Raw genomic sequence first — 16,290 nt, 5'->3', positions numbered from 1 at the left:
TGGCCATCAATTTAGTTGATAATTTCTTGAGCTACCTTAAGAAATTCTTGGCTGACGGGATGGTGGGGATATTGTAAACAGAATACGCCATTACTCGCCAGTTGAATAACTTCTTCAGTTAAGGGAAATACACCCGCAACCGGAAGCTCATAAGCGGCTTCTATTTTATGTTTTAAATCTTCAAAACTCAGGCTTTTTAAGACTTTATTAACAACTAAAAGCATCTTTTTTACCTTTAACTGTCTAGCCACATCCACCGTAACGGCCGTACCTTGATAGTCTTGTTTATCAGGTCGTATAATTAAAATTAAAACATGGGAAATAGCAATAGAAAGAAAAGTTTCTTTAGAAAGACCGGGGTGAGTATCGATAAAAAGATAATCTAACTGTAAATCTTTAACTAATTTACGAAATCCATCATTAAGGAGTTTAACATCATAACCTTCACTTAAAATCCGTGAGATATCATCTGCTTTGACACTGGAAGGAACTAAAAATATTTTTCCTTCTCCGGGTAATTTAATTGTCTCACTGACATTGTAGGCGGCATCAGAGATAGCGGCTTGTCCCCAAAGATAATTATTAAGGGTTTTATTGATAGTTTCCGCTTCTAACCCAAAAATATTATGGATGCCAGGAGATTGAATATCAGTATCCACTACTCCCACCCGATGTCCTTGCAGCGCAATGGTAGTAGCCAGATTGGCTGTAAAATTCGATTTACCTGTTCCACCTCGATAAGAATGAACGGAAATAACTCTAGGCATAGGTTATAATTGTTCTAAAAGTTGGCTAACTATTTGCAGATGGTTTTAATTGTGCTTATTAAAAATTTTTTAGTTATAAGGTTTGATGACATTATAGTCATTTGATCAAGATAAAACAATAGGAATTATTAAGTTATTTACTAACTTAAGGAATTTTATTTAAACTATACATAAAAATATTATTTTGTCAATAAGTTTTTTTCAGGATTTTGTTAGGTTTTGACAATATTAACTGGGCAAGGGATCTATAATATTGATTAGTTTTTATCTCGGTTTTTAGGGCAGTACGGATGTTGCTGCCCCTAGTACCATTAGAATGTTGAGGCTTGGTGTAACTTAGTCATAATGCGCCGATGCCAAGCATAATGCAGAATATTGACCCCTAATTCTTGGGCAGATCGTAACACTTCTCGAGAGATAGTCATTTGCTGATCCAACCCCCAAACGGCGGCTATATTTCCGGTTGCTAAAATAACCCCTCCTCCACAGAATAAATTAACGGGTTGTCCGAACCCTCCAGTAGGAAAAGCGCCAAATAGAAAAGGCATGCGGCGCAGAGGATGTCGTCTAGCAATAGGTTTAAGAGGAGTTCCCAATTCTCGTTGTGCCAAATCTCTCACATAATTAGTAATAGGAGAATTATCTCCCAAACTATCCACAAATACCACACCTCCATGCTCAATATAACCTTTCAGTGCCTTAACTTGTTGAGGGCTAAAATTCAACTGAGAACCGGTTAAATAAAGTAAATCATATTCCTCTAAATCCGAGGCTCTCCATCTGACTTTCCCTTGTGATTCTTCGTTTTGTTGTTCTTCTCCTTTCCAATTAATTAATCCTACTGGTTCTATTCCCTGTAATTTTGGATAAAGAATGTCGCTACTACCCACCAAAAAATCTAGATTAGGAAAATTAACATTATGTTGGGGGTCATCATGTTCAATTTGGGCAATTTTTACGGTCCCCAAAGGGCGAAGAGTAGCCCATTGACGAAAGCGAAAATCGGGATTGAAATAGCCAGGAAAAAACACATCATCTGTCGCCTTTAATTGTATAGGTTGATTGGGCGGCAACCAGATGCGGCAAACTTCCACTTCCAACTCACTAGGAGGTTTAGTTTTAACATCAATCCGAAACTGTTCTCGAACTATTTCACTGTCTTCTCTAATCATTAATTCATCGGGGTCGCGATAGCTAACCACAAGATAGACAGTGAGAGGTTCTTCTGTTGGCGGTTCCACAGCAATTTGAACATTTTCTGCTTGAGGAACTATAATCGGATTACCTTTAAGGTCGATGGCGATACCTGGTTGTAACTTAATCCCACGCCCATCACGATACTGTTCAGGTTCATTCGACTCAGGAGAAATCAGAGTCACGCCCAACCCACAAACCACACCCGGTTGATGTAGAGATTGATAATGAAAGTTCTGCCGTTGTCTGTGATAATCATGGGCTTTACGCCATCTTTGGGCGTTAATTAAAAGACCATCAGAAGGTCTAAAACGATCAAAAGGAAGTATCGGGGGAGGGGGGAAGAATGTCGTCATGGTTGCTTACCGGTAGGGGGTTTTTTAATGATTGTCCTGCGCTGCGATCTTCTGGGGCGAAGCCTACGCACATAAACGGGGATGAGTTATCGGTGTGAGTTATGAGGACTGTATATAGAGTTCGTAGGTACACCAAGTAGGTTTTTCTTGTTCGATAATTTGGCGCACCAAAGCTTCATCAATTTGTCCTCGATATTGCTGACGCAAACGCACAATAAAATGGTAACAGCGCCCGCCTCCTAAAACGGTTTCTCGTCCCAAATGAGACTCACCCAAAATAAACCCAGGTCCAAAAGGTTCCTCAATGCAGATATGCTTCTGACCTTCTTCGGGGATATCTTCATCTAGCGGCAACTCGGTGTATAGATGCAAATAAAATCTTAGACCGCGACGAGTTCCTCGCCAACGATATAAAGTCACAGCATTACGAATGAGTTGTCGTTGTTTTTTTGGGTCTAAACTAGGTATTAATTCCCAGCCGACCCAATGAGCGAGAAAAGGTAATAACGATGAGGGGGCTGTGAGGGGGTCTAAATAAGCCCACATGGCCTCTAACATCCAGACACTAGGCTCAAACGTTTGCTCAAAAATTTTCAGCAAGCGCCCGACTAAGTCTACTTCTCGATAAAGGGCAGGTAAAAAGTTTAAATAAATGCTGTGGGGGCGTATATAAGCTTTAAATTCGATAATTTCACAAGCGCGGGCAGTTTGTTCAGGGTTTCCATAATAGATATAAATAGCACAGGTATAATCTAGAGGGGGTTGTTTACCTTCACTCCAAGTTGCATTCCCTTCAAAAAAGTCAGCAGGAACATCAAAATAAATGCCGCACCACATTTGTTGATGAGGAAAAATAGAAGGCCCTTCTGCATGAATTCTCATCCAGTCTCGAGGAAAGTTACCTCTTAGTTCAATTTCGGTGGCGATCACTCCTTGAGTTATGTTAGCAATTTGTAAGATCATCTCACTGGTTTCTCCAGGATAGATCAATAAATCCGTTTCTGTAGGAGAGTCAACCGGATCTCCAAACCCCATTCGTTGCGGCTTGAGGGTTGCTTCTAATGGCCGCATGGGGGTTAATTGCACTTTTAAACTTGAATTAGAACGAACTAGGGTCATTTTAAAGAATACCCGAAAAGGGGGAAGGGGGAAGGGGGAAAGGGGAAAGGGGAAAGGGGAAGGGGGAAACTACTAATGACTAATGACTAATGACTAATAACTAATGACTAAATTACAAAAAATTGATCACATGACCGGAACGAAGGCGGCGATCTTTCCAAGAACAAATTAAACCTCTGTCTCCTGGATCGATCATCGGGACAGGTTCAGGGTTTCGTTGCCATCCCTGTTGAGTAGAATTAATCTCATACAGCAGTACCGGCCCAATATAACGGACTCCTGGGACTTTTTGAATTAAAGCAATAATATCTGAGACATAAACCGGTCTGCCAAAGGGCCATCCTTTCCCCTCCATTCCTCCAGTAATGGGGTTGAGGAAACGATATAAAATGACTTCGAGTTGACGACGGAGGATTTCTTGAGCTTGAGAATTGTTATAAAATGGTTCTAATCCAATTTGAGTTTGTACACTGGCCCCCACATAACTTGCAGACCTCAGCCGCACTTGAACCCCTAATAATTTTCGCTCGTCTAAATAATTCCTGATCCTTTCTTCTAACTCAGTCCCTAACTCGAATTTTTCTGGGGCTAGGCCGTTGGCTTGTTCGATCTCCTCAGTATTGGCTGCCGGAACTACTAAAATGGTAACTGTACCCGCTTCTCCACTGCTAGTAGGGGGAATACATAACGCTTGGGCAATACTTCCTCTAGCCGCATCAAGGGTGAGAGTTTCAAAGTCTTCTCGTGTGACGGCCCGGTCTCGGGTTCTCAGCATTTTGGGAACGCGCAACACCGCTTGTTGTAAAGACTCTGCATCTGCGCCGCCTCGGGCGGGTTGGTAATTAACGACTCGGGTAATATAGGGAATGGCTGATTTTAGCACTGTTAAGGTTTGCCGTTCAACGTTCCCCTCACGACCTCCCCCTGATCGATATTGACGCATCCGAATTTGGGCCCCTCTTGGGGGAATACTGCCATATTGCCTCTCATTGGGCCCATCGGCTGTATTAGCGCGTTCGATCGGGTAATTTCCTAGCACCGGTAGGGGGGTTACTCCGGCCCGGTCTTGAGTGGCTTTGACGAGTCGGGAAGGTTCTTGAATGAGGGGGCCAAATTGTATTTTACCGGTCAGGGAGTCGATCGTATAGTGACGGTCTTCGGGGTTAGAGTCGGCGAAGTCTTGGACTTCTTGCCAGTTTTGGGGGATGCCGCCTAAAGGGGTAATGATAATATATTCATCGTCTCGACGTTTTAAAATAGGAGCATTGGCTAATTGAAAAGTTTGCCCGGGTATGCCTTCGCTGTTGCCTAATAATTCTTCTCGAACTACGCGGCTATGACTGGCTGAAACGGTTCCCCCAACGGCATTGACTTTTAGACTGGTAATGCGCGGAGAGTTGACATAACCGGGTTGTCCGGCTTCGGGTTCAGTGAAGCGGCAACGTAACCAGCGCCCCTCATAACCGGTAAAGACGGTAACCGGCCAGCTTAGGGGGAGATGAAGCACAATATCAGCCGCTTGTATGGGGTTGTCGCCGGCTTCTCGCAGACGGTTAAAACTAAACCCTTTGGTCAAGTCATCCGCTTCTTTTAGTAAAACCGGTTGCCATTTTTGCCCGTCCCATGCTTCCCAACTGCGGGGCGGCTGATCGGGATCGATACCGGTAGGGGTGGCGGCAAGTCCAGAGAAGGTAATGGTTAAAACATTCCCATCGAGGGGTTGATCGGGTTCGCAGACGAGATAAAAACTGTTACCGGGTTCGGGTTGTTCATCAAATAGTGTTTGTTCTGATCCGCCCCATTCTCCGTTGTCTTGTCGCGTCCATTGATGAGTGACGGTATCTCGTAAGACGCGGGGACTTTCTTCACTGGTTCGGGCGCTTAAAAAATAACGGATACTAGGTTTACCAATGAGTAAGTCTCGATCTGTACTAAATATTATTGCTTCTTCGTTGGCGGTGCGTTCGGTGCCCACTTCTGTATTAGCGGGTATGCGATAGGGAAAGTTATCCGGTTCAGTGATATAAAAGGTTAATTCTGTAATAGCGCTGGCGGGCGGTTGTAGGCGTATGCCTAAGAGTTCGAGAAAGGTGATATAGTTGCGCCTGGGGACTTTATTAAACCTCAATAACATTTGGTCTGTTAACCAAGAAAACAGTTCTATGAGGGTTATGCCTGGGTCAGTGGGGTTATAATCTGTCCATTCGGGGCAATAACGCGGTATTCTTAGGATACATTCGGCGACTAAGTCTTCAAAGGTTCGGTCATCAAGATTATCTTTTGGTAATGAAGGCAAAAATTCAAACTTTACATCATCATCAGCCATCTTTACCCCTCCCTGGCCATTAAATAAAATGGATAGACTAGGCTACTGGGTTGGTAACTTTCTTTGAGACGGTACTCTATACGGATATCCACTCGACCTAAGATCGGATCGGGTTCGGTGGTCACCTCATCGAGATAAATTCTCGGTTCCCAGATTTCTAAGGCTTCTTGAACATATAGTTTAATTAAAAATAGGGTTCTCGTGTTGAGGGGAGCAAAGGTTAATTCAGAAAGACGACAGCCAAAATTTGGGCGATAGACTCTTTCTCCGAGTTCAGTGCGTAAGATGATCCAGATCGCCTCTCGAACATCTTGGTGATCCGAACTGAGTCCTAGTCCCCCTTGTACGTTGGTCTGTAGGGGAAATGTTAACCCTGTCCCTAAATAGTCCCGTTTAACCATAGTTTGTGATCGTACCCGGTTTTCCCTAGGTTACTGTATTTTAGCGGCTGACAGTATTCGCCAAAGGTCGAAAAGAGGTCTTAGTTTAGGTGCGTTACGCAACGCGCTTCACACCCTACGGCTTAACTACGGCTTAACTGCTTAACTACTGCCCCCAGGCATACTAAAATGTAATCGTCCAGGCCCTAAATATAACCCCTGTTGATCATTGCCTTCAGGGAAAGCTGTTACTCCAAACTGATAAACGCCTCCATATAAAGGATTTATTGCCCTTAAAACCACTGTTACCGTATTGCCGGGTAGAATAGGTTCATTAAAAATCACTTTAACCCCATCTGTGTCATTTTCAATCAATTCTCCTTGAACAGCAACCGGGGTTCCCCGATGGAAACTTTGCCCGATAAAAGCTTGGCTACCTTGAGGTAAAAAGCGAATTTTTTCTACATTAAGTTGTTGAATAATGGTCACTGATTTTAGCGGCTGTCCGGCATTGGAGGGGACTTGTATTGTAAAGTGATAATTAGCTTCACTTGCTGGTCCTTTAGCACTGGTTGCAGAACGGATTAATGTTGGTGATTTAAGAAAAAAAGACGGAACCTGATAACTTGTTGGCTGCGGTTGTTGTGTGATATCTTGCGCGAGGATGTCCGTTGTTTGAGAAATATTTAATAGTACAATTCCTGAAGTCAATAATATTGTTAGCACTCTGAGATGGTGGTTCATGTGATCAAAAAAGCGGCTCATTAGGGAAGGACAAATAAATTACAAGTATATTTATATTATATTCAATCAGATTCTAAAGGGATAGGAATAAGTTTAAAGCCAAGAGATTCTAAATGATTTTTTAAGGCTTCAAAAGTTTGATTAGATTGTAATTGATTTAACAATTCTCTGGCCCGGTCTTGGCGGTATACTGTCAGGGTCACATAATCAAAATCTAATTGCCCTGATGCCGGTTGCCACCCAATACAGGTAAATTGTCCTGGATAATTCCATAATGCACCGACCAGTCCTTTTTCATCTTCTAAACGAAACCCCCCTTCGAGTTTTAACTGAAAAGTATTTTCCCGAGAAACAACATCATAACCTGCTTCAATTAATAAGTTAATATAGTTATCAAAACTGGTGGATTTTCTTAATAACGTTCCCATTTCATCCTCACTTTTTGCATCATAAGCACTCCCATGAATAAAGGGATGAGTCGGTGCGCCTGTGGGGGGAGGACTGGCCATTGAGTGAAGTGTGCCGGGACGGTCTTCGAGCGCAAGGGTTAATACTCCATTTTTATAAATATAAAATGTTCGGATGTCTCGTTTAGGAATATTTTCAAACATAGTTGAACTGTTATTTTTTTGAGATATTACTGTAGGCAATGGTTTTAATTTTTCAACAGCATCAGTTTTTTGTGATTGTTGATCTAACTGATTCAATAACAAAACTATTAAAAATATTGCTGCTAAATTATACCATATTTTAACCATTTTTATTAAAGATTTTTTTGCCGATAGAAGGTTAAATTTTAAAGGATTTTAGGGGCGTGGATTCGCATTAGATACAGTGGCCCCGCTATAAAGCCGCTCAAGCAGTTTAAATACTTCTGGTTCATGGGTTTTAACCCAATCTTTAGTATTTTGCCTGGGATCTCCTGTACTTGGGTCATTGCCGGTATTGGTTCCTAAATAAGCATTACTCAATTGAGCAAAAAATTCCGCTTCAGTTTGAGAGGCATAACAACCTTCTCTTCCATCTACCCATTGATCAGGATCATCGGGTTTAGTTTTAGCGATAGCTTTGCGAGCATTATAAGCATCAGTAATAATTTTTTGATCGGCTTTTTCAAGAACAAATAGATGAAGGGTGTGAGCAAATTCATGGCTAGTGGTTGAATAACCTTTCGTATAGAAACCACTCACAGGTTTACCTTTGTAGGTTGCGGTACAATCTTCTCCGAGTAAGTTTTCTTCTGTGATAGCTGTATAAACTTTGCCGCCGATGGTTATTCCTCCTACGCCGCGTGTAGTCTCCCATTCCCTCCCGTCAAAAGTTTTAACGCCTTTGAGAGAGGAAAACTCGCTTAAGTCTGTCATCAGGGTATCTTTGGGTACGATCACCACAAAAATGTTTTTATCAATGGTACGCCGGGCAATGGCTTTATCGCCTCCGAGTTGCGCTGAAAGGATACGAACCGCTTCGTTTTTAGCCGCCGTTTTACTCACCACTTTATCGGGTACTACCAAGATCAATAGTGCCGCTAATTTGCCAAATTGGGCATTAGTCATGAGGCTTTGACTACTGTCGAGGAATTTTGCATCCTTGCGTAGCGTGGCGATCGTTGCAGCGTCGGCATTTTCCACCACTTGTAAAATTAATTCTTGGGTAGAGGGTTCTGGGGGTTCTGGGGGTTTTGGGGATGGTCCTGTACCGAGGAGTTGATCGAGTTTTTCTATGGTATCTTTTCCCACGATACCATCTTTATCTTTTAGTGCTTGATCGGTTTGAAATTGTTTAACTGTTTTGCTGGTTTCAGCGCCATAAATGCCATCGGGTTCGCCGGTTTTTTGTGTCGAGATAGGCATCGGATATTTTAAATCTATTAAAGCTTGTTGTATTTTTTTGACGGCTTCTCCTGTAGAACCATTGCGAAGATAACGGGTTTTTTCTCCATCGTAGCAACCTTCTAATACTTCATCGCCAGCAAAACGAGCGGATTTTAAATCGTGACCATCTCCGATTTTCAGTTGTATTAAATGGGGGCTTTTTTGAGGAGAAGATGAGTTAGTAATAGCAATATGAGTTAAACTATGTCTTAAGGGTTGTGTCGGGTTTAATGGAGGTTGTCGGGTAGAATTCTGTTGAAGGTTTAGATTGGTTGATTGAGGAATCGGGCGACGGGTTTTGAGTTGGCTCTGGTTAGTCAAACTAGCGGCGGGTGCTGATTTTCTCATGACGGCCTTGCGGATATGTGCCATAATTTGACCTCCTGATGGGATTATATGTGCCCATTTTACCCTTCATTTTAGTTTAGTTGATACGGGTTTAAGCCGCCTATTCTCCTAAAGTCGGATCTAGAGAAATAGCTTGGAAACACCTTCGCGGGCTATAAGTAGCCGGAGATAAATAAAGTTAACTGTGATATTGGGGAATGGGGAATGGGGAATGGGGAATGGGTAAGAGTTCGGATAGTTTTACCGGAGCGCTGGTACAGAGTGCTTTATAGAGTGTTTAGGTACTTAGATAAAATTATTGGGGGTTTTTCTTGGGGTTCTTTGCTCAGGAGCGCCTTCAATAATTATAAACTTTTATTACAAAAATTCTCTTTTTCAGGAAACGAACATGGTCTAATTGATATTTAGGTTGGACAAAATATATAGAAGCAAGCAAAAACAATGAAGCGGCTGATCGTTTGTTGTGATGGAACCTGGGAGACATTAACTAACCCTACTGCCACTAATGTTGTTAAAATCGCCCAAGGTATTAAAAGCTTTGACGATAAGGGCATCGCTCAAATTGTGTACTATGAACAGGGAGTCGGAACAGGCGAGGATTTCATTAATAAAATAGGTGGCGGGGCATTTGGTTGGGGTATTGATCAAGCTATCCAAACTTCTTATCGATTTCTCTGTCTAAATTATGATCCTGGGGATGAAATTTATCTGTTTGGGTTTAGTCGTGGTGCTTATACTGTTCGCAGTCTATCAGGCTTTATCTTTAATTGTGGTTTAATAGAGCGCCGCTACATTCGAGAAATTCCTAAAGCTTATGAATTCTATCGGGACCGAAGGGATGAAACCAGACCGAGTAGCGATCAAGCTGTTAAGTTTCGCCAACAATACGGACAAAATAATGGGGCACAAATTCCCATTACTCTTTTAGGTTGTTGGGATACAGTGGGTTCTCTGGGTATCCCTGATGTAATCCCCTATTTTCCTTTAGATAACTGGATTAATCAAAAATATCTATTTCATGACACGCAATTACATGGTCAGACTGTTCATGCAAGGCATGCTGTGGCAGTTGATGAGATTCGTAGCACGTTTAATGTAACACCGATGGATAAGGCTTACCCTGAGCAAGATATCAAACAAATTTGGTTTCCGGGTGAACATGGTTGTGTGGGTGGTGGCACCGCACAGACTCAAGGGTTGTCTGATCGGGCTTTGCAATGGATGATCGAGGAAGCTGTGGCTATTGGGTTAGGGTTTGATGTGTCGAGAGTAGAGGGCGGCATTAAACTTGATCACACGGTTAATTTTAATAATGAACCTCAAGGAGTCTTTAAATTGGCGGGAACTATTCACAGGAAGATTGACAGCTTTAATAATCTTGATGATAGCGTCAAAAAACGTTGGCGAGATAGACCAGATTATCGTTCTAAAAACCTCAAGCCTTTTGAAAGTCAACTCAATGACTGGAGTACAAAAAATCCTAGGCTTTAAGATCAAAGAGTGTTTCGCGCCATTATTTAAGCCTGCCTAGGCAGGCTTTGGTTATCTATGCTTACCCTTAAGGGTTAGGGTGTTTTAACCTTTTAATAAGGCTTCTCCGCGTTCAAATATAGTACGGGCGTAATCTGTCCAAGCGCCTTGTCCCCAGTAACGGAAACAACTGGTTTGTAAGAGTAAATTGTACAGCAGGGCTTCTTGGTAATCACGCCGCTTGGTAACAGAGGGGTCTTGTTGCACCAATGCGTCATATTTTTGATGGAAGTCAGCACTTAATTGGATCATGGGGCCTAATACGTTTTCATAACCCCGAACCCAACTTAAGTCATTTGTCCAGGAAGCGCCATCTACATGAAATTGATGATCGTTTTGTTTCAATTCGGCGATGGCTTTTTCTACCGCTTCTGGCGTGACATTATTGAGGTCCACTCGTTGCCAGATTTTGTGTTGCTGAACGGGTTGACAGGTGGGATAATCTTCTGGGTTAACCCCGGAAGCTTCGAGTAATTCGATATACTCTGTACCATTAACCCCGGCTACATCTCCATTATTCTTGATGTCATGCCAAGCGGGCATATAACCGCCGGGAAATTCATTCATCATTACGCCGCCATTCTCACCATCGGCTATTTGGCTGACGCAACAAGGAACGGTTTTATCTCCTATTTGCTGTCTTCCGCGACTCTTAGCTTCGTAATAAGGCTGCATTTGAGCCACTAATTTAGTATCTGAACCTTGAGTTTTAATCAAAGCGGTAATACTGACCGTTTCGCCTTTGGAATTACGGGCAATTAAACGGTTGGGGATATATTTATCCTCGTGCCATAAGCTGTTACCATCTAGACGTTCTACTGAACTTTCTTGTACCAATAACCAACGATAGCCGCATTCTTTGAGGGCTTTAATATACTCATAAGCGGTATCAGGGTGGTTAGGGAGGTGCATTTCTGGGGGAGAAAATCCTTTTACCCGTCGTAGGGCATCATAACCAAAGATAGAGGCAAAGTATTGTTGCCAAGCTTGGATCTGTAGTTTTAGGTCTGGAATGGGAGTAGAAGGCGCTACCGCATGACTCCACATGGTACCTAACCATTCTACATAGGGCTGATACTGAGGCTCGCAGGTAATCCGCTTGAGGTTATTGATTACATCGTCTCGCCCCATTTGCCGTAATCCCCATAACAGATTACCCGAATAATCTAACATAATGCGAGGATTGCAACCTTGATCCACCAATTCAGGGATAAAATCTCCCATGCGACTGTAACACCAGGCAAATACACCCGCATTGTGGTTATCTCCCATGCCTTGATTTTCAAACATATGTTGAAGATTACAAATTAATGACCCATCATGTCCTGCCGGGATGGTGGGTTGGTGCATATGCAAGGCACAGGCGAAGGCAGATTTAATGTTATCTAGCTTAATATTGCTCGTTGGCAAAAAAACAGGCTCGTCATGCTGCACCACTGAAGCGATTTCTGCCTCCCAACCACAAATATTGGGTAAACCGTCTTTGATGTCTTCTAATTTCGGTAATGTCGATGATGGTGCTGTTGCAATCATACTGGTTTCCTTTTTTATTCTCGTTTCGTGGTTAACAAACACTCCTAACACACCCGCGCTATTCTGCCAGCGCACACATATACGTTCATCATACCCAAATTTATACCAGAGTTTGCTTAATTTTTTCTGAAATTTGTCAGGGTTTTCTGAACTCAATACTATTGATAAAAACTTAAAGCATGAGTCTGTTTCAACTTCCAAAAGGCATAAATCTTTTTGAGAGAGGTTTAAGAGATTTTTTCTGTTCGAGCTAAATATTATATCAACAAAAAATATTATTTTACATTAATTTTTAATTAATAGTTTTAAAGGGGATTTTGCTAAAAATATTACAGATTATTGATTACCTTAGATTTATATTAATTATAGTAACCCTATCAAGTTAGTGAATTTTAAGTGGGGGAACGGCAATATTACCTTTTTTAATGATGCTAATTCGTTTTTAGGAGCGGCTCAATTTCCGGGTGAGGGACCAGTAGGCTACCGAGGCCAACTAAAAGGCTAAATCAGTGCGTTCAAAAAAATACTTGGTTGATGTTTATTTGGATAAGTGGGGAAAATGATCCCCCGCTTATTTTTAATGTTTATTGCTAAAATTCAAGGATTTTTGCTGTTCACTTTGAATCTGATTAATCAATTGTAGAGCCTTATCTTGCTTATCTTTTTTCGCCTGATCAGTAAACAATCGGGCAGCAATTTCTAAATCCACCATCGCCTCTTGATTATTTCCTAAAGCATAATAACTAGCCGCTCGATTGTAATAAGCATCCCCATCATCAGGATTTAAAGCAATACTGTCAGTATAATCAGCAATGGCCTGTTTATGATTCTCCAAACTCTGGTAAGTTCGACCCCGATTATAAAAAGCTTTGGCTCGAGTTTTAGGATTATTAGCCGCTAGACTAATGGCTTTTTCATAATCAGATAAAGCCTCTTGGTTTTGATTTAACTCGCTTTTAGCATTACCCCGATAAATATAAAAATCTGCATAATCAGCTTGTAGAGAAATAGCTTTATCACAATCAGTAATAGCCGCTTCATACTTTTTGCTCAAAAAGTACACATAACAACGGTTCCCATAGGCATAGGTATAATTCGGGTTAATCTGTAGCGCTTGAGAATAATCAGCCACAGCTTTTTCAAAATCGCCTAAAATCAGATAAGCATAAGCACGATTATAATAAGCATCTGGATCATTGGGGGCAAGTGCAATAGCTTGAGTAAAATCGGCAATTGCTCCGGTATAGTTAGCGGCACTCAACTTATCTACCCCATTATTATAAAGCTCTACAGCATTTAACTGTTTCTGTGGGGGGGGTTGAGTTTGGGCAACAGCAACAGAGGAGATAACAATCATGTTTGTTACCAGTGCTAAAGTCCCTAATGCTCTTATGGTCTGTTTCATGTGTGATGCACCCTAGCAATGTACAATAGACAGCGAGTAAATATTGATCTACATAGAAAAGATGTTAAGAGCAATTGTTGCCATTTTGGTTTTAATCTTAAATTTAAGCCTATCGAGTTGTGCTACTAACGTAGGCAATTTACAAAGTTATGTTAGCCCAGGCGCAGGTTATCAATTTCTCTATCCTAACGGCTGGATACCAGTAGATGTGAAAAATGCCACTCAAGGAGTAGATTTAGTCTATCGGGATTTGATCGAACGCTCAGAGAATTTGAGTGTTATTATCAGTGATGTGCCAGACGGGAAAACCCTATCGGATATAGGAACCCCTTCTGATGTGGGTTATCGATTTTTTCAAACGGTGAATAATGACCCTAATGTTAATCGGACTGCGGAATTAATTAGGGCTGATTCTCGAGAAGAAAACGGCAAAACTTATTATATTTTAGAATATCAAGTTAAACTGCCCGATAATACAGAACGTCACGACATTGCCAGTGTGGCGGTTAGTCGCGGCAAACTTTATACTTTTAACCTGTCCACGCCTGAACAGCGCTGGAATAAAGTAAAAGATACTTTTGAAACGGCAGTTAATTCATTTTCAGTTTATTAAAATAGTCATTAGTCATGGGTTATTGGTTATTGGTTATGAACCGCTATAGCGGCTATAAGAATGTTATCAAAAAGTCACTCACGACTAACGACTAATGATTAATGACTAACGACTAATGACTAACGACTAACGACTAACGACTAATATGACTATTCCTTTTATTCTTGCTTCTGCATCTCCTGCAAGGCGAAAACTATTACAAACAGCCGGTATTGATCCCATTGTCCGTCAGAGTGATTTCGATGAATCTAAAGTCCCGTTGAGTGATACAATTGCTCTGGTTACTACCTTAGCTCAATGCAAGGCCGAAGTGGTGGCGAAGCAATGGAGTGATGGGTTAATTTTAGGGTGTGATTCTTTGTTAGAAGTGGATGGAGAAAGTTATGGTAAACCCTCCTCACCCCAAGAAGCGATCACCCGTTGGCAAAAAATGCGCGGCAATCAGGGAATTTTATATACCGGTCATGCGTTAATCGACAAAAGACAGGATCAACAATTACTGCGTTGCGGCATTACCAAGGTGTATTTTGCTGATATTAGTGATGAGGAAATAGCGGCTTATGTTGCCAGTGGAGAACCGTTAAAATGTGCAGGTTGTTTTGCTTTGGAGGGGAAAGGAGGGCTATTTGTGGAAAAAATCGAGGGTTGTCATAGTAATGTCATTGGGTTGAGTCTTCCTCTGTTGTGGCAGATGTTAAAAGAATTGGGCTATAAAGTTACAGATTTTTGGAATTTTTAGCCGCACTAAATTAAAGGCAATTTCAAAGTAAAAATACTGCCCTTACCCAACTCGCTTTGAACCGAAATAGTTCCTTGATGAATCAGGGCGATCGCACGAGCAATAGATAACCCTAAACCTGAGCCGCCTCGGTCCCTAGCACGAGCTTTATTAACCCGATAAAATCGGTCAAAAATATGATTATGTTCGTCTATATCCATACCAATTCCCGTATCTTCTACTCGAAGGATAGCGGCTTGTTTAGTTTGCTCTAAAATAATCATAACCTGGCCGCCTCGGGGAGTATATTGAATCGCATTAACCACTAAATTAGACACTAAGCGATAGAGTTGCTCCGCATTTCCTTTGACTTCTAAAGCATGAGAGATGAGAATTTTTTCCGACAAACTTACTCCAGAAGATAAAGCTAAAGAAGCCAATTCTTCTACCAGATCACTGACCAAATCATTAAGACAAACCGATTCATTTTGCTCCCTTAATTGAGAACTCATCATTAACTGCCAATCCAGACGACAAAGCATCAATAAATCAGCCACTAAATAAGCCAACCTTTGATTCTGACGATTGAGTATTTTTAGCGTATCGCGGGCATCTTTTTCTGTCAAAGTAGGCATCATCAAAGTAGATTCTACCGTAGCACGAATAGCCGCTAAAGGCGTTCTCAACTCATGGGCGGCATCAGCCGTAAATTGCTGCATTTGTTGGTAAGATTGATAGACCGGCTGCATAGCTAAACCCGCTAACCACCAACTACTAAACGCCACTAAAATTAAAGTTGTCGGCAAACCTAACTGTAAAATCCAACGGACATTTTGCAAATATTGTTGAAAATCTTTAAAACTGCGTCCCACTTGTATATAGCCCCAAGATGAACCCTTATCTGTATGAAGTAATAGCGAAATTTGATGATAAGAAAACCCTTGATTATCTTGTAGAGTTTGCCACTCCTTGGCGTTAAATTTCGTGGACAAACCCATCGGATCAGTTCCAGCAATAGCGACTAATTCTCCTGAAGGTTTATAGAGACGAACATAATAATTTCCCCGATAAATTGCGCTAGTGGTATAACGAGGAGATAGGGGCGAAGATTCTTTCATACAAAGAGAACCTACTTGACAGAGATTGGGCAATAATTCTTCTAGGTTGGGTTCTAAGCGTCCGGGAACTTTAAGTTTTGATTCTAAACCATCATGAAGAATACCAGCAACAGTCTCTAATTCTCGATCTAAAGTCATCCAATGAGCATGAGCAATGGCTTCATATAAACCATATCCTGATACACTGAAAATAACGCCCATTACGCCAGCATACCAAACCGCTAAACGCCATCGAGTTCGATTAAAAAGTTGATTTTGCTTCATA

Annotated in this window: 15 protein-coding genes; 4 read left to right on the top strand and 11 right to left on the bottom strand. The window is 41.6% G+C overall.

The window, feature by feature from the left end:
• Positions 1–11: 11 nt before the first annotated feature.
• The 8 genes from CYAN7822_RS18985 to CYAN7822_RS34685 form a co-directional block, all read right to left on the bottom strand.
• On the bottom strand, positions 12–767 hold the full coding sequence (locus CYAN7822_RS18985) for a MinD/ParA family ATP-binding protein (RefSeq protein WP_013323877.1): 756 nt from the start codon (positions 765–767) through the stop codon (positions 12–14).
• A gap of 311 nt (positions 768–1,078) precedes the next feature.
• Entirely contained in the window at positions 1,079–2,317 is a 1,239-nt protein-coding gene (locus CYAN7822_RS18980) for a DUF4159 domain-containing protein (RefSeq protein WP_013323876.1), read from the bottom strand.
• 99 nt (positions 2,318–2,416) lie between these two features.
• A complete protein-coding gene (locus CYAN7822_RS18975) occupies positions 2,417–3,436 on the bottom strand; it encodes a phage tail protein (protein WP_013323875.1) in 1,020 nt (339 codons plus the stop codon).
• A gap of 112 nt (positions 3,437–3,548) precedes the next feature.
• A complete protein-coding gene (locus CYAN7822_RS18970) occupies positions 3,549–5,762 on the bottom strand; it encodes a putative baseplate assembly protein (RefSeq protein ID WP_013323874.1) in 2,214 nt (737 codons plus the stop codon).
• Positions 5,763–5,764: 2 nt separating this feature from the next.
• Entirely contained in the window at positions 5,765–6,163 is a 399-nt protein-coding gene (locus tag CYAN7822_RS18965) for a GPW/gp25 family protein (RefSeq protein WP_013323873.1), read from the bottom strand.
• Between the two features lie 141 nt (positions 6,164–6,304).
• On the bottom strand, positions 6,305–6,907 hold the full coding sequence (locus CYAN7822_RS18960) for a DUF2808 domain-containing protein (RefSeq protein ID WP_013323872.1): 603 nt from the start codon (positions 6,905–6,907) through the stop codon (positions 6,305–6,307).
• 41 nt (positions 6,908–6,948) lie between these two features.
• A complete protein-coding gene (locus tag CYAN7822_RS18955; protein ID WP_013323871.1) occupies positions 6,949–7,644 on the bottom strand; it encodes a hypothetical protein in 696 nt (231 codons plus the stop codon).
• Between the two features lie 48 nt (positions 7,645–7,692).
• Complete coding sequence (locus CYAN7822_RS34685) at positions 7,693–9,132, bottom strand: peptidoglycan-binding protein (RefSeq protein ID WP_013323870.1); 1,440 nt, start codon at positions 9,130–9,132, stop codon at positions 7,693–7,695.
• Between the two features lie 417 nt (positions 9,133–9,549).
• Between CYAN7822_RS34685 and CYAN7822_RS18940 the strand changes: the two genes are divergently transcribed.
• A complete protein-coding gene (locus CYAN7822_RS18940) occupies positions 9,550–10,599 on the top strand; it encodes a DUF2235 domain-containing protein (RefSeq protein WP_013323869.1) in 1,050 nt (349 codons plus the stop codon).
• An 84-nt stretch (positions 10,600–10,683) separates the two neighbouring features.
• On the opposite strand, the gene CYAN7822_RS18935 is transcribed toward CYAN7822_RS18940, so the two are convergent.
• Complete coding sequence (locus CYAN7822_RS18935; RefSeq protein ID WP_013323868.1) at positions 10,684–12,171, bottom strand: hypothetical protein; 1,488 nt, start codon at positions 12,169–12,171, stop codon at positions 10,684–10,686.
• A gap of 385 nt (positions 12,172–12,556) precedes the next feature.
• On the opposite strand from CYAN7822_RS18935, the gene CYAN7822_RS39525 reads away from it, so the two are divergent.
• Positions 12,557–12,676, top strand: coding sequence for a hypothetical protein (locus CYAN7822_RS39525; RefSeq protein WP_245602600.1), 120 nt, complete (start codon positions 12,557–12,559; stop codon positions 12,674–12,676).
• A 72-nt stretch (positions 12,677–12,748) separates the two neighbouring features.
• Here the strand turns inward: CYAN7822_RS39525 and CYAN7822_RS18930 are convergent, their stop codons facing one another.
• Complete coding sequence (locus CYAN7822_RS18930) at positions 12,749–13,576, bottom strand: tetratricopeptide repeat protein (RefSeq protein WP_013323867.1); 828 nt, start codon at positions 13,574–13,576, stop codon at positions 12,749–12,751.
• A 61-nt stretch (positions 13,577–13,637) separates the two neighbouring features.
• On the opposite strand from CYAN7822_RS18930, the gene psbP reads away from it, so the two are divergent.
• Together psbP and CYAN7822_RS18920 are read left to right on the top strand one after the other, a co-directional pair.
• Positions 13,638–14,189 (top strand): photosystem II reaction center PsbP, encoded by a 552-nt coding sequence (psbP, locus tag CYAN7822_RS18925; RefSeq protein WP_013323866.1) that lies wholly within the window; start codon positions 13,638–13,640, stop codon positions 14,187–14,189.
• A 145-nt stretch (positions 14,190–14,334) separates the two neighbouring features.
• Entirely contained in the window at positions 14,335–14,928 is a 594-nt protein-coding gene (locus CYAN7822_RS18920; protein WP_013323865.1) for a Maf family protein, read from the top strand.
• Between the two features lie 5 nt (positions 14,929–14,933).
• Here the strand turns inward: CYAN7822_RS18920 and rppB are convergent, their stop codons facing one another.
• Positions 14,934–16,289: a two-component system sensor histidine kinase RppB gene (gene rppB, locus CYAN7822_RS18915; RefSeq protein WP_013323864.1), complete on the bottom strand. Its 1,356-nt coding sequence runs from the start codon at positions 16,287–16,289 to the stop codon at positions 14,934–14,936.
• Position 16,290: the final 1 nt, after the last annotated feature.

The sequence above is a fragment of the Gloeothece verrucosa PCC 7822 genome (assembly GCF_000147335.1).
In the GTDB taxonomy this organism is placed as follows: domain Bacteria; phylum Cyanobacteriota; class Cyanobacteriia; order Cyanobacteriales; family Microcystaceae; genus Gloeothece; species Gloeothece verrucosa.
Note: the sequence above shows the minus strand (reverse complement) of the source record. Positions and strands in the feature narration are given on the sequence as shown.

Coding starts and splice junctions, on each gene's coding strand:
- CYAN7822_RS18975 (WP_013323875.1), bottom strand. CDS start 3,436: ATGACCCTAGTTCGTTCTAATTCAAGTTTAAAAGTGCAATTAACCCCC.
- CYAN7822_RS18940 (WP_013323869.1), top strand. CDS start 9,550: ATGAAGCGGCTGATCGTTTGTTGTGATGGAACCTGGGAGACATTAACT.
- CYAN7822_RS18965 (WP_013323873.1), bottom strand. CDS start 6,163: ATGGTTAAACGGGACTATTTAGGGACAGGGTTAACATTTCCCCTACAG.
- CYAN7822_RS18930 (WP_013323867.1), bottom strand. CDS start 13,576: ATGAAACAGACCATAAGAGCATTAGGGACTTTAGCACTGGTAACAAAC.
- CYAN7822_RS18970 (WP_013323874.1), bottom strand. CDS start 5,762: ATGGCTGATGATGATGTAAAGTTTGAATTTTTGCCTTCATTACCAAAA.
- CYAN7822_RS18980 (WP_013323876.1), bottom strand. CDS start 2,317: ATGACGACATTCTTCCCCCCTCCCCCGATACTTCCTTTTGATCGTTTT.
- CYAN7822_RS18985 (WP_013323877.1), bottom strand. CDS start 767: ATGCCTAGAGTTATTTCCGTTCATTCTTATCGAGGTGGAACAGGTAAA.
- CYAN7822_RS18960 (WP_013323872.1), bottom strand. CDS start 6,907: ATGAGCCGCTTTTTTGATCACATGAACCACCATCTCAGAGTGCTAACA.
- psbP (WP_013323866.1), top strand. CDS start 13,638: ATGTTAAGAGCAATTGTTGCCATTTTGGTTTTAATCTTAAATTTAAGC.
- CYAN7822_RS18935 (WP_013323868.1), bottom strand. CDS start 12,171: ATGATTGCAACAGCACCATCATCGACATTACCGAAATTAGAAGACATC.
- CYAN7822_RS34685 (WP_013323870.1), bottom strand. CDS start 9,132: ATGGCACATATCCGCAAGGCCGTCATGAGAAAATCAGCACCCGCCGCT.
- CYAN7822_RS18920 (WP_013323865.1), top strand. CDS start 14,335: ATGACTATTCCTTTTATTCTTGCTTCTGCATCTCCTGCAAGGCGAAAA.
- CYAN7822_RS18955 (WP_013323871.1), bottom strand. CDS start 7,644: ATGGTTAAAATATGGTATAATTTAGCAGCAATATTTTTAATAGTTTTG.
- rppB (WP_013323864.1), bottom strand. CDS start 16,289: ATGAAGCAAAATCAACTTTTTAATCGAACTCGATGGCGTTTAGCGGTT.